At 41.2% G+C, this 13,944-nt stretch carries 8 protein-coding genes; 1 reads left to right on the top strand and 7 read right to left on the bottom strand.

The window, feature by feature from the left end; all coding sequences use genetic code 11:
- Window positions 1-70: 70 nt before the first annotated feature.
- Window positions 71-2,629, top strand: coding sequence for an NACHT domain-containing protein (locus CDG77_RS17880; protein WP_094330693.1), 2,559 nt, complete (start codon window positions 71-73; stop codon window positions 2,627-2,629).
- Here CDG77_RS17880 and dpdD read toward each other — a convergent pair.
- The 7 genes from dpdD to dpdJ all read right to left on the bottom strand — a co-directional run bounded on the left by dpdD (window position 2,618) and on the right by dpdJ (window position 13,923).
- Window positions 2,618-4,885 (bottom strand): protein DpdD, encoded by a 2,268-nt coding sequence (gene dpdD, locus CDG77_RS17885; protein ID WP_094330694.1) that lies wholly within the window; start codon window positions 4,883-4,885, stop codon window positions 2,618-2,620. The genes CDG77_RS17880 and dpdD overlap by 12 nt on opposite strands.
- Window positions 4,886-4,978: 93 nt before the next feature.
- Complete coding sequence (gene dpdK, locus CDG77_RS17890) at window positions 4,979-5,494, bottom strand: phospholipase D-like domain-containing protein DpdK (protein WP_094330695.1); 516 nt, start codon at window positions 5,492-5,494, stop codon at window positions 4,979-4,981.
- Between the two features lie 5 nt (window positions 5,495-5,499).
- On the bottom strand, window positions 5,500-5,934 hold the full coding sequence (locus CDG77_RS17895; RefSeq protein WP_317615927.1) for a hypothetical protein: 435 nt from the start codon (window positions 5,932-5,934) through the stop codon (window positions 5,500-5,502).
- Entirely contained in the window at window positions 5,924-6,268 is a 345-nt protein-coding gene (locus CDG77_RS17900; RefSeq protein WP_094330697.1) for a hypothetical protein, read from the bottom strand. Before CDG77_RS17900 ends, CDG77_RS17895 begins: the two co-directional genes overlap by 11 nt.
- Before the next feature lie 147 nt (window positions 6,269-6,415).
- Window positions 6,416-6,685: a hypothetical protein gene (locus CDG77_RS17910; protein WP_094330698.1), complete on the bottom strand. Its 270-nt coding sequence runs from the start codon at window positions 6,683-6,685 to the stop codon at window positions 6,416-6,418.
- Window positions 6,686-6,795: 110 nt separating this feature from the next.
- Entirely contained in the window at window positions 6,796-9,201 is a 2,406-nt protein-coding gene (locus tag CDG77_RS17915; RefSeq protein WP_094330699.1) for an RNA-directed DNA polymerase, read from the bottom strand.
- 198 nt (window positions 9,202-9,399) lie between these two features.
- A complete protein-coding gene (gene dpdJ / locus CDG77_RS17920; protein WP_094330700.1) occupies window positions 9,400-13,923 on the bottom strand; it encodes a protein DpdJ in 4,524 nt (1,507 codons plus the stop codon).
- Window positions 13,924-13,944: the final 21 nt, after the last annotated feature.

A 13,944-nucleotide genomic window follows, 5' to 3' on the forward strand; every position in this document is an offset into this window, starting at 1 on the left:
GGGGTCAAAAGCAAGGAAAGGAGTATGCGGTATTATTGATAACTATAATGTTGGATAATACATAAGCAACATGACGGACTACAATCTCGCTGGATTATCTACACGCTCCTTTGAACAATTAATCCAAGCGATCGCACTCAAGGTAGTTAGTCCTGGAGTTGTGGTATTTGGTGATGGCGCGGACGGAGGACGTGAAGCCACTTTCAATGGCCTGACTCGTTACCCATCTGAAGATCATCCTTGGAATGGATATATTGTAATTCAAGCCAAATTTCGACAACGACCTCAAAATTCACAGGAAGATGGTGAGTGGGCGCTGAAGCAACTAAAATCTGAACTTAAGGATTTTGCTAATCCAAAAAAACGTCGTCGCCAACCTGATTATTATATTTTCGCTACAAATGTTGTTTTAACACCTGTACAAGATAAGGGAACAAAAGATAAAGCAGACGATATCTTTCAGGAGTTTAAAGATAGCGTTCCTTTGAAGGGATATGATATTTGGGATTATGACAAAATTAGAGTTTTTCTAGATAATTTCGAGGATATTAGGCGAGCTTACACAGGTTTTATAACTCCTGGTGATGTTCTTTCCCAGATTATGGACTTTATCGAACCGCGCAAGGAATTATTTGCTGACCAGTATACCAACTTAGAGGATATTGAGGTACTGGTGCAGAAGGTGCGATCGCATTTCGACAAGACGATACAAAACGAGTGCGAAACCTTGTGTACTTTCAATCTCCTCTATTCTCCTATGCGGGGGAATCTCAGCCAAATTTATGTGCAGACTAAGCTTAATGAATCGCAACAATTTAGCTCAGAGGAGTTTAGTCAAGAACGGAAATTATGGGAAGACGTAGTTGTAAATAACCATAAGTTGATGGTGTTGGGTAAACCCGGCGCGGGTAAAACTACATTACTACAATATATTGCTATTCACTGTGATGATGTTGATTTCCAACCTCAGCCTATACCTGTTTTTATCAGTTTGAAAACTTTGGTTGAGAATGCTAAAAGTGCAGATAAAATTAGTTTAATCAGCTACATTCGCAAAAAATATTGCCGCCGTTATGTTTCAGAACAGGAATTAGAACTATTACTAGACAATGGTAGATTATTGTTTCTGCTGGATGGTTTAGATGAAGTTATTGAAGATAAGATTCAAGTAGTTGTTCAAGAAATTAGTCAGCTAGTTGATGAGTATGGTAACAATCGAGTTATAGTAAGTTGCCGAAAAGAACATCAAGCATATAAATCTAGAGCATTTGGAAAATTTATTTTATGTAAGGTAGCTGATTTTGAACAATTACAAATAGAGAAATTTATCGAAAATTGGTTTACAGACGTTACTGTTAATAATGCTAAAGAAAGAACAAGCAAATCAAATCAGCTAATTGAAAAGCTAAAAAAACGAAAAAATAAACGTATTAGAGAACTAGCTGATACACCATTATTGCTCCATCTAATTTGTCTGATTTACCAAGAAAAAGGTGATTTACCTTCGACAAGAGTTGAACTTTACAAAGAAGGTATAGATTTATTGCTAGAGAAATGGAATCAATTTAATCAGCGTGTTCAGGTGGATGTGATTGCATTAAGACAAGCTATAAGACGGATAGCGGTTATTACCTTTGAGCAGGGTAAATCTGAATTTAATAAAAAAGAAGTTTTATCTTTAATTCAGAATAGTCATTACAAATTATCTGATATTGAAGTTGCATCTGGTTTATTAATTAGTAAAACATGGAATAACTATAATTTTTCTCATCAAACTTTTCAGGAATATTTTGTATCTGAAGAATTATTGGATGAACAAGATGGTTGGAAACAACTTCTGAATCATCTTAGTGAATCACGCTGGCGCGAAGTATTTTTTATGGTTTTAGCACAGTTAGAACTGGCTGATAAACTTATTAAATTAATGAAACAGCAAATTGATGGGCTACTTGCAAATGATGAAAAGTTGCAACAATACCTAATATGGGTAAATCAAAAATCTGTTGCATTAACAATTCCTTGTAAACGAGTGGCAGTTCGTGCCTGTTACTTTTTTTATGCTCTTGCTCGTAATTTTGCGTTGTTGGAACTCCCTGTTCTAAATGTAGAACAAAACTCCAATCAAAAAAAACGCTGGACTCCTGAACTTGACCGAGTTCTTGATACTAAAATTGGTATGGAAGTTGTCAAAGTCAGCCGCTATATCGTTGAAATGGGTTTGAGCAATATTTTATTAGTCGCTTTTGAGTCCACAATTAATACAAGTAATTTTTGCTACATTAAGCGTAATATAGAGATGCTTAATAAATTTCATTATCAGATGAGTCCAAAAATAATTGAACTTTTGGGAGAACTACCTCTGGAAAAAAGCTTTAACAAAAAAATGCAGCAATGGTGGAAGGATAATGGCTTACAATGGGCATCCCAATTAAGAAGTTTGATGGTTCAGCATTACAATATTGGTCACGATTGGCAGTTTAGTCATCAGCAGTTGAAATTGCTTAAACAATATTACGATGGTAATAAATTTTTAGTAGCTTGCTTAAATAGTGGTTGTAAAATATCTCCCGAAGTCCGCGCACTTATCGAAGACAATTTATTACTACCCCTTGATTCATCACCCAGCTAAATACTCACGAATTACCCGCAGCATACTTGCACTACCTTTACTATTAACTAAAATAATCGGTGCAAGATGCGATGGACGATTCGCTTCAATAAAACCTGTGGCTGCGTGTTTAGCACTAGCCGTCACCATCACAACAATGTCAGAATTTCTCACCCACTGACGCAGCCTATCATTACCTCCCTTGTCATGACTGAGATAAACTGTCACTTCTTTACAAGCTGTTTCTAAAATACTTTTTACTCTGATTGCTGCGGTTTCTGTGAGAGTGTAAATAAGAACAGATTTACTCTTGAGTTTTTGGAAAACATTGGCCTCAACTTCCAGATTTTGCTCGACTAAACTCGCTGGTTCGTCAAGCAAATCTGGAAACGATTCTTCTAACTGTAAATCTTTTACCAAAGCGCGAAAGATTCCCCTTTGCACTTCATCAATACGTTCTGTAAAACGGTGTAGAGTTTCAGCCATAGCAAATAGAAGTTGTTCGCGCTTTTCTAGGGCTGGGCAGGGATATGATATTAGTACATCAATTAAGTCAAGCATCCAATCAACTTTTTTGGGTGAGGCGAACCTGTCCCAAAGCTCCAAAGCATAGTCTACAATCTCTGTATATTTTGCTGTATTAACTCCCAAGGTTAAAATAGCGATCGCTAAATCATTGAACAAAACCAAATCAACATCCCCACCCTCTGTACTCAGGACTAGAAGTTCTAGTAATGAGTAATAAAGGCTCTCGAACTCGCCACGGGGAAATTGCTCATCTTTCTGAAAAAATCCCAGCAAGTAAGGAAGCGCATCGTGCAGGATAGACTCAGCTGTTGAGCCTACTTTACTTAACAATTCGTCAAATTCTGCCACCGCCTGTGGTTGCATCAGCAAGCTAGTGATATCCCACTCAGCAGAACCCTGGCGTGCAGTGTATAACGCTCGTTCCCAGGTTGGCTTTTTATCCAGTTGCGATAACCACTCCAGCCAATTCGTTGGGACAGATAAAGCTGTTGGGGTGTCTTTTGTTGTACCTTCCTGGCTTCCCCGCAGTTGAGTAAGAAAATCTTGGTTCCAACGTACCTTTAGCAAGGCTGTTTGCTCGTCAGCAGTCAACTCGTCAAAGGCTTGCAATACAGCTTTTTCCACCGCCAAGGTTTGCAACTCGTAGGCGCATTGGAGGAGCAAGCGAACTTTCTCTTTCGATGACGGAGCATTACAAAGCAATGAAAATGCTTGGTCGAAGTCTCCGTTTTTGGATAGCTGTTCGGCTTGTTGCAGTGGGTTGCCTTCGCTATCCGGGGTAGCATCTCTTAGCAGTGCAGCTAACCTTTGCAAATAGCTACGGTGAGTTTCTTCAACTTCCCCAATTGCCAGCAGTTCGTCTCGAAGTGCAGGTTTCGTTGGTTCTCCACCCACCGCCAGCAGCATAAATAATTTCAGTACTTCTGGGATTTTACTACCTGCACGGACAGCAAAAAGATTGTTGTAACGGGGAAAAACTACTTCTTGGAAATAAGCTACAGCACTGCCGGGGGCGTTATTGTCCTCAAAATGTTGTAGTTCAGTGCGGTACACTGCTCTAAGTAAGGCTTGGGTAACAGCAAAGGGTCGGCGAACCTGCAAAAGATTGCCTAGTTCCGGGAGGGTAAGCAACTCATTCCATTGCTCTAGTTCCGCCAAGAGTTGCACCCGCAGAAACAGCAGATTCAGCGCATCCAGTCGATGCTGGTCTATGAGGTATTGTAGTGAGTTTTCCGCAGCAATGCGATCGCCTGCTTGCAGTGCCATATAAAAGTCCCGCAGTACCCGACCTGTGGGACGGGGAATATCTGCGACCCGTTTCACTCGTCTCTCACTCACTCGGCGCATCCGTTCTAGTGCTTCCCAAACATCCGTCGCCTGTCCGCACAGTTTGACCGCAGCACCTCCAGTAAATCTGTAAACTGCTAATTCTATAGGGTCTTGGGGGTTTAGTTGCGCTCTTTGTCCGCGAAATGTCGAATATGTGGGGCCAACAAACGCCATTAATTCTTCACTCAAACGGCGTAATTGGCGTTCCGAAAGGGCGATCGCGTACCAATCTACACTCTCGGAACGCCAGCAGGGAAGAATTGTTGGCTGAGGTTCGCCTTTGGTCAACAACTCGACCCAAGGACGGATTTTGGCTTGTTTTCCTTCGCCACGTTCAATCTTGCCAAGGTCAAATTTGTTGTCAGTACCAAAAAACTGCTCTAGGAAGTGGCGGATATCTGCATTGCTGGCATTAGTCATCGCTTTTGAATATTACATAGTTAATATAGTAGGATGTGTAATAAAAAATACTCAAATCGTTACAGGATAAAAATTAAATAATCCAAAATAGCATTACGCCCCTCCCCATCGGTTAGTAAAAATCAACTGTTGTTCGGCGATCGCTTCTGGGGATGTTTCATAAGTTACAACTTCCTCATTGATTGTAATGCCGTTGTAGGTGAAGTTCATCGAACCTGCAAGATAATACCCATCTCCCAGGATACCTTTTGCGTGGAGTTCTTCGGTAATGTGGAATCGCACGGGAACGTCCTGATAATCAGTTTTGCCTTTGATTTGTTCAATAAATCTGTGGTTGTGAGAGTCGGGACGGGTAGCAATGTGTACAGTTGTTCCCCGTTCGGCTAGGGTGGCGAGGACTTGGGAGAGGCGAATGCGGGAACGACTCCATGAGGGTTCTAAGCATAGGAAGGTGTTGGCGGTGTTATCGATAACGGGGATGTCAGATATCCACGGGGAAACAAGCCACACGCATTGGCTAGGGGTGATCAGTTCGGCGACGAAGATTGTTTGGAGTAAGTCAGGGATTTGGCGGGAACTTAGGCGGGAGTGAATATAGCGGGATGGCATTTAATTTATTCAATCTGAGCAGATTCTTGTTGTAAATTTTGGCACGAGCGCAAATATTCTAAAATCAGCAAGCGTAAGTAATCGAGCATTCTAATATAAGCTTTTATTTGCTTGTAGTCTCCATCGGTGACAAAGTAAAATTGAGCAATAGCAGGAACATCAAAGACGTGCATAGTTTGCAAACGCTCAATAGCCTGCTGTTCATTTTCAATCCTACCCCTTGCCTGAATTTGACTGGCATAGCCTCGGATATCAACTGTTAACAGTTCGATTTCCTCTAAAACAGTAAATTCTTCATCGGAAACGGGTGATAGAGAAGCTAATTTTTTTCGTTCTTCTTTAGTGTTTTTATAATCGTCAGTTAACTGCTGTAATAGATGAGTGATGTAGTTTCTGGTGATTTCAGGGTTTTGAGTATTGAGCGTTGCTTTAGTCATCATTTACTCCATAAGTGACTATTTTTTCAACACCAAAATTATCGGGACGTACAATTAAATATTCATTTCCTTTTCGATAGACTGCTGAACCATCTTGACGATATCCTGTTTTCGGAACTCTGACTGCTCTTTTTTTATTGAAGCTATGGGCTTTTCGCAGATATTTCAATGGCTCGAATTCTTTTCTGGAAGCATGGTCTAAAATACTCTGAGCTACGCTGATATAGGTAGAAGCATCCCACTCAGCCAGATACTGCTTTATTTCTGCTACTTCCGCCTCGGTGTATCCTTCATATAACTGGGCTAGAAAGGGATCTACAGGTGTTTCATCCGGCATCAGTTTTGAACTCTGGTTGGATTAGTCATAATATTTTCATAATGCTTTAGTTCTATTTTGCCTGGATTAATAGGGTAATAGTAAAACGGTCTGGACTCAAGTATTCTAGAGAGTGACAGTATTCGCAGAGATATTCAGCTCGTTTTCTTACAAGTCTTCGAGTTTGTTCGGACACCATTTACTTTTGGCTGCTAGTTGAGCGTTAATCAAGGTAAATATTCGCTCAAGTTCGGAAATGCCTACATATTCAGCTTCTTCTTCAGGAGTGAGCGTATCAGCTTTTTTCTTCTGCAACAGTTCTTCAAAGCGAGACTGTAGCTCATCGGTAAATTTAAAAAGATAAATATCACCGAATTCGCTCATCCTGATACCAGAAGACATTAAGGATGAGGGTTGAACCATCAATTGAGTAGTCATTGTGTGTTCACAGTGCCTTTGGTTCTATTGTGCCTCAATTAATCAATGATTATAACGGTGTGGGTGGGTGCGATCGAGTAATTTTCAGATTTAGATGATTGGTTTATTCATCATGCTTTTGATATGGGAACAGAAGTAGTAGAAGTAGGAACAGAAGTAGTAGGAGTAGGAACAGGAGGCAAACTTAGCCAAAAATCAAAAATTTCTTGGAGAGCAACATTGAGTTTTTTACAAAAAAATTTCGTTTCTTCAATAGTAATCTTTTTGGAGTGTGATTTTGTTTTTTTATCTACTGGATGATCAACACGGTTCCGCATAGAGCCAAGTTCTTTCCATGTTTCGTAGCCACTTGGAAGGGAAGTGGTGAAAACTTTTCTGTCTGTGAGAGATGCATAGCCGTCATGTAATCCTGATTCTGAAGGAAAAGCATATTCATAAAAAGCAATTAAAGTAAGATGTGCAAATTGATGGAAAGTTCTGATATAAGCATTAGGTGATTTATGATAACTACTTACAGATTCTCGTAACTGCTCAACTGCTCTTTCGTAATGCACACCATAAAACAGACAAAGATTGCTAGATGAAAATGAAACGTAATACATAGTTGAAAGTGTTTGGTAGATAAAGCATATTTTTGGTGCGTCTGGTGATAAGCCAACATCTCTAACTAAATCTGATAGCTTGCTTATTTCTTGATGATATGGCTTTAAATCATCCCAAGTAACTCTACATTTATTCATTTGTAGAAGATAAATAGCTAATCTATGTAATATAGGGCTTTTATCAGTACAAATTAAACGAAATAATGCTAAAAGCTTATCATGTGATTTAATCCTCTGAAAAGCACTATAAGCTAACTCTTGTCTCAGCAGTGATGAAGCTTCTGGATCATTTTTAGTATTATGCTGTTCTTGCTGCAAGCATTCCATAAAATAAGAATGTTGAGCAGGAAGTTTTCCCAATATTCGTGCAGCTATCATTCTGGCATACCAATCTAGTCGAGTATCAGCTAGCCATTCTCGGCATAGAAATGAAGTATTTTTAGCTCCACTAATTTGATATAAAGACCATAGTGAATTCGCACGATGCCAAGAATATACCTTATGTTTATTTATAAAATTTTGCAATTCTTCTATAATAAATAAATCGTTTTTAAAACGCCCTAAACAATAACATATAGCTTCAGAACGCCAAGGCAGCCTGTCAAGTAAATCTACTATTTGCTTACGTATTGACTCATGAGGTTCTAGTCGGTACAAGCAAAACGTGAGATTTGATTCTGCTTCTTTACTTTTGTCTAAATTATCTAAAAGTGAATAAGCTTCTAAAAATATCTCGCGCAATTGATCTTGCAGTTTTTCATTTCCATCTGTATCTATATTCAGATTTCTATTTGAAGAGGATCTTTCGTCCTCTTCTTCATCTAAATCTTCATCTAAATCTTCATCTAAATCTTCATCCAAATCAGGATAAATATTTGATACTTTTGTTTCTTCGTCTATACTATTGGTATTTGTTTTTTTAACGTAATCTGCCGCTAATTCAGCCTGTTCACTTTGAGAAATAGTAGGTTCTTTAACTAGAGTATATTCTCCTGTTCCTGTGGGATCTGTAATTATAAAGCGTAAATGTGTAATTTCTTTATTTATATCCTCTATTTCATGAATGCTAGTTTTTGTGACCTGAGCTACTAATCCAGCCCGCTTAAGCTCTAAATCAAAAAGAATTAGTCCTTGCTGAACAGTTTGCTTATCACGTCCTAGAATTCGTATATCGTCTACATAGCGTACATAATTATATCCTTGATAAATCATTATTTTATCAAGTTCATATAAAAATAAATTTGCTAAGAAATCAGAAGCATTACTCCCTTGAGGAATTCCACGACTCATTTTTACATCTGCTGTATGTGCTGACCATTTTGAAAGACATTCTCTCAAGAGGTTTTCAAATTTACTATCTCTTTTACATCTACAATATTTCCATAGAATCTGAATAAGTCTTTCGTGGTCAATAGTGTCGTAAAAAGACACAATATCTGTTGAAGCAATCCAATAATTCCCCTTACGGTATAATCTTTCAACAGAATTAACGAAGTTATTATATTGTTGTTTCCAGGGACGGAGCATCCAGCGTTTACCTGAACCAGCATAAATATTACCAAAAATATGTTGATTCTGGTGAGTCACTAGATATTGATGACTTTCGTCAGCAATAACATTAACAACAGCCTGGTAAACAATAACATCAGGTACAGCCATCAACGACATTGTTCTCAATGTCGTTGATGGTTTGGGAACATACACTTTATGATCTGCTAGCGGTGTATAGGGAAAATCTTCCGCTTGTACTTTCCTTATTAAATCTTTTAGATTAGCTTCGAGATTAAAGGCAAATATTTTAAACCCCAACTCATCAATAATCATACGGCTAGTAACATTAATTGTTCTTTGCCAAGCCAGCAGAAAATTATCGTAAGTTAGAAATTTATCCCACAAATTTTCAGAAAATGTCATTTTTTATATTTATTACTTATTCAATAAAATGTAAATTATCAAAAGCTTGTAATTATTTCAGTCTTTCCTAAGAGAAGTTCCTAGTCTAAAATTAGAACCATAGAAAATAAAATAAGTGACTCTAAATCATAATATTAATTTAATAAGTATACTCACTAAGTATACATAATTTATACTACAAATATTTTTGTAACATGATCACTGCATCGTTTCTCGCACCCGTAGCCTCACCCCAAACTCTCGCGGATACCTCTGCACCCCCTCGACCAATGGATAAACCTGCAAAAACCCAAGTTCCATCGGTTCGACTGCTAAACTCAAAATCGCTGACTTTAAATCTCCTCTCGCATCAGGAGGCGCTATCAGCGAAACCGATGCACCTTGCTTAAACGCTTCCTCCACCTGTTCTCGCCAGTTGGGTTCATTCAGCCAAACTGTGCGATCGCCCACTTGCAAAACATCCAGTAAAATTTCTCTATCTGCGTTGGGAATCACAGCAAAGGGATTATAGGAAGATAAGGCACGCGATCGCACTATATTTCCCCTCGCCCACAACAGCCCATAAATCACTTGAAACCGCCAATAGGGATTAGGCTGCACTAAACCAAGATGCGACAACGCCTGATCTAACTTGTCATCGTTGCTGGCGACATAGGCAAACACCCGCGCATCAATTTCAATACCTAAACGCGCTTCTTCCTGATGCCACAAACGAATCAAATCCAGCAGTAGTTTATCGGTTTCCGGGGTACTTCCAGGACGCAAAACTCGTGCGTTAATTGCAGTCATCACCGGATGCGTTACCAAAATCCCCTCAGAGGACAGGACTTTGCGGAGGCGATCGCTAGCCTGTTTTAATTCACTATGTCCTGCGGCTAACCGCACATCAGCCATTGCATCGGCAACATCTGCACTGGTTTGGGTTAACTCCAGTAAACGAGTAAGTTCCGAGTCCACAATCTCAAAATCTCCAGGTGACAATGCACTCTCCGCCAAACGGAAAAAATTCGCCGGATCAGCAGCATACCGCCGCAAGATTTCCTCAATCACCCCGCCGCCGCCAATGGTAGATTCAGTTATCCAAATTTCCTCTATTCCCTCGGAAATAGCAGGTGCATCTGGTGGACGCGGGCCAGGATCGATATCTAAAATCAGGTCGCCCAAGTCAAAGTGGGGACACAATTGCCCGCAAGCATCCAGCAACGCCCCTCCCAAGGTCGCTTTAAAACGTAAAGCTGCCCAAGAATGCCACTCTTCATCAGGTTCTGACCAGAGAATCGGTGCGAGGTCATTTAATATAGTTTGGATGATGTCTGCGTTGCCAAGTGCCAGCAACCTATCATGTACCCTCTGCCGTCCCTGAATTGGTTCTGGTGCAGATTCCCCTTGTTCCAGTAGGGTTTCTTCGACGTTCAAGGTTTGGAAGATATTGTCCAGAACCCTTGCCATTTCTTGACCCATATTTTCACCCAAAAGCATCTCAAAAGCTTCAGGTAGGTAGATTTGGTCTGCCAAGGCGCGGGCGGTCAGCATCGATATATATATTTGATAAAGCCATTCCCGTTGAAAGACATTTGTTAATTCACACAATCTCGCATCTGTCAATACCCGATGTCGGAAATATGCCGTGCGAAACGCCCGAATTTTCTCTTGATTGGAATCGCTGGGACTGATGTTGAAATTGGGCGGAATACAAAAGCGAAATACTAGACCGTCAACAGATTGGGCAAATCCTACAGATGCTGGACTACTATCTTGTCTCTGGGTGAAGCAAATTGTCGTATCAAGTTCCTGGCCATTGTCGAAGCGAATGTTAGCATGGGATGCGATCGCAAACCGCCGCACTTCCACCGGCGATTGTTGAGTATGAGTAAAGCAACAAACTTCTGTAATAAGTTTGCACCACGGGGAACCTTGAGGCAGTTCGAGTTTTATTCCCAAGTCGGGTGGTATAATTTGACTGCGCCATTCCAATTGGGCGTTAGAGGTAATTGAAATATTAGGCGGAACTTGGGTAGGATTAATTGCCCAAGGGCGAATGCAGCGAATATCTACAACTTGCCCATCTTGCCATAATTGAAAATACCCTGCTTCTTCAAATTCGGCACAATAATCTTCTACGGGTAATTCTTGTTCTCTTTGTTGCAAGTCTGGCGGTGCAATCCAGTGGGTTGCATAGATATGCTGCACCCCGAAACGGCGCGTTGCCCTGCCTGGAGTAAAGGTTTTCAGGGCTTGGACAATCGGCATAGAATTAACATCTGGCTCACCGTTGCGCGTCTGTGCTGGTGTAGTAATCGTTACTTCCGGCAACAGCAGGTCACTAAATAAGTTCGGGGGAACAAAATCAGGTAATGGGTCACGGGTTTGATAGTCTTTGTCTGATTCATCTTGCTGAATCGGAAGGCGCTTCCAACCAGACTCTAAACGCCGTAGCAAAGTCGGAAGCACCGCCATCATCAATGACCTTGGCGGTTCCCAAAGAATTGCTTCGACTTCATCTTTGGTAAGGTGTAGTGCTGATTGCAGATATGTTTCTAAGTTGCGTTGTCCTGCTTCTGTTTCCAGGATGTTCTCGATCAGTTTTATTTCTAGTCGCTGACGGTTAATTAAGTATAAATCAGTAGTAGCAAAGTCTCTCCAGACACTTCCTCTAGTTGCAGCTAATTGCTGTCCAACCCAATCCATAAAGGCGAAAACCGCTTGAATGCGAATAACATAGCGGTTGGCAATGGGAAGCGATCGCTTTTCTAAAACCGGATTAAACAGCATATCGTAGCCTTGATAGGCAATGCGATCGCGTCCATAATCAGAAAGCACTACCACCGTCCAAGGTCGCATAGTTCTGCGTCGTCCCGCCCGTCCCTTCCTTTGCAAGAAAGATGCCATATCTCGCGGCGCTTTGTGCTGGATGACACCTCCAACTTCTCGGTCGTTAAATCCCACTTCCAGAGATGCAGTAGCCACAATCACATCTGCATTTGGCGTAACTCCGGTATCTTGGGAACTGGTGCGTCCAATATTCAAAGGAAGTTGCAAACCGTGACCGATTTCTTCACACAATAACCAGGATTGTGCGGCAATCAGCCTTTCTCTACCATCAGTTGCACTATGCGATCGCAAAGCCGCTAATGGCTGTCGTCCGCGCAAGGGATGACTCCAACTGTCTCGACCTTCGGCATCTAAAAGGTTATGGAATAAGCGATTGGTAACATCTAAGTCATCAGTGAAGGCGAAAACACGGGAACCATAAAAACCTTTACTAGGGGGGTCTTCAGATGGGTCGAGTACACGCCGCAGCAGCATCGCCGTTTGGATGCTGGTAGATAAAAGACTTGTTCCTGATACTGGGTCGCCCCTGAGAACCAATTGATACTCCATTCCTTCAGCAATTTGGTCTTCACCAGGAGAAATTTCTTCCACTGAACCAGGGTTTAAACCTGTAAGTTGACTGAAAAATTCTGCTGCACTTTCTAGAGTTGCCGAAAGTCCAGTAAATTGGACTTTCTTGTGAATGATTTTCTGCCAACGCCTCAGCAGGTAAGCGACTTGTGCGCCGTGGATACCTGTATAAGTATGCACTTCATCCAACAAAACTATCTGAGGCTTTTTCGCCGCCGCGATGCCAAATATATGACCGTAACGGGAGTCTCCCATAGACCGATTTAGCATTTCTGTGCTGGTAAAAACTAGGTCTGGAGGAGTTTTCGCCATGCGATCGCGTGTCAGAATTACTTCATCTTCTTGGATAACAGCACCGCAAGATGGGTTGAGACAAGAAAGTTTTTCTCTACCAGCTTCCACATCAGCCCGCCGCCAAGATAGCGCACCCTCGCATCTGGGACACCGCAGGTAAGGACAAGTAAACCCACCACTTTCAGCTTCCCATTTATCCTGCACCCGATCCAAAATTGCGCTTCTGGGAGTTAAGCCAAAAAATGCACCAATGAGAATTTTACGCTTACCTTCTGCTTTGAGGACAGCATCGAGACGACGTGCTTCTTGATAGGTTTCAGAAAATTGGTCTTTGAGAAGTTCGTTACGGGGATAAATTGCCAGTCCTTTACACCAATACTCATCCTTTTTCAACAAACTTGCAATATGCGCCAGTGCTGGTAGGTAAAAAGATAAAGTCTTCCCCGTTCCTGTCCCAGCACAGACAATCATCCCGCGACTTTTTGTGCTGTTTAAATCCCGCAGCATCCGGCTTGTAGCGCGTAGCTGGAAATCTGCAAGTTGAACCTCACCGCGCAATGGCGATCGCAGTATCGCTGTAACGGCTTTTTGCTGTATGGGAGTTAGCAGTTTGTCTGCTTCCAACTGCTGAATTACTGCTTCTGGCGTAATATACCTTTTGGGATAAATTCTCGGACGGATTTGTAGGCGATAATCAGCGACTAAGGTAGGAGATGTTTGCCAATTATTATTCGGGAACAGTTGGCGAAGACGGGCAAATAATCTCACCGCTTCCGCCATCCTGGTGCGGAAAAGGCGATCGCCTCTGAGGTTGAACTCAAACAACAATTTGCGATCGAGAATTTGGTCTAAAAAATCCCAAACATCTTCATCAATCTCGCAAGTATTTATAAAATCTTCCGCAAGTTCTGCAATTTCATCCTCAGAAAATCCCCCATCAACAATTCCCCACGTCAAAAGTTGAACTTCCTGGCGTTCCAACTTATCTAAAAATTCTCTAATTATTTTATCCCAGTTGGTAGTCACCCTTGCTCTGCCCTTACTTTA

This window comes from Nostoc sp. 'Peltigera membranacea cyanobiont' 213, from assembly GCF_002245975.1.
Taxonomy (GTDB): domain Bacteria; phylum Cyanobacteriota; class Cyanobacteriia; order Cyanobacteriales; family Nostocaceae; genus Nostoc.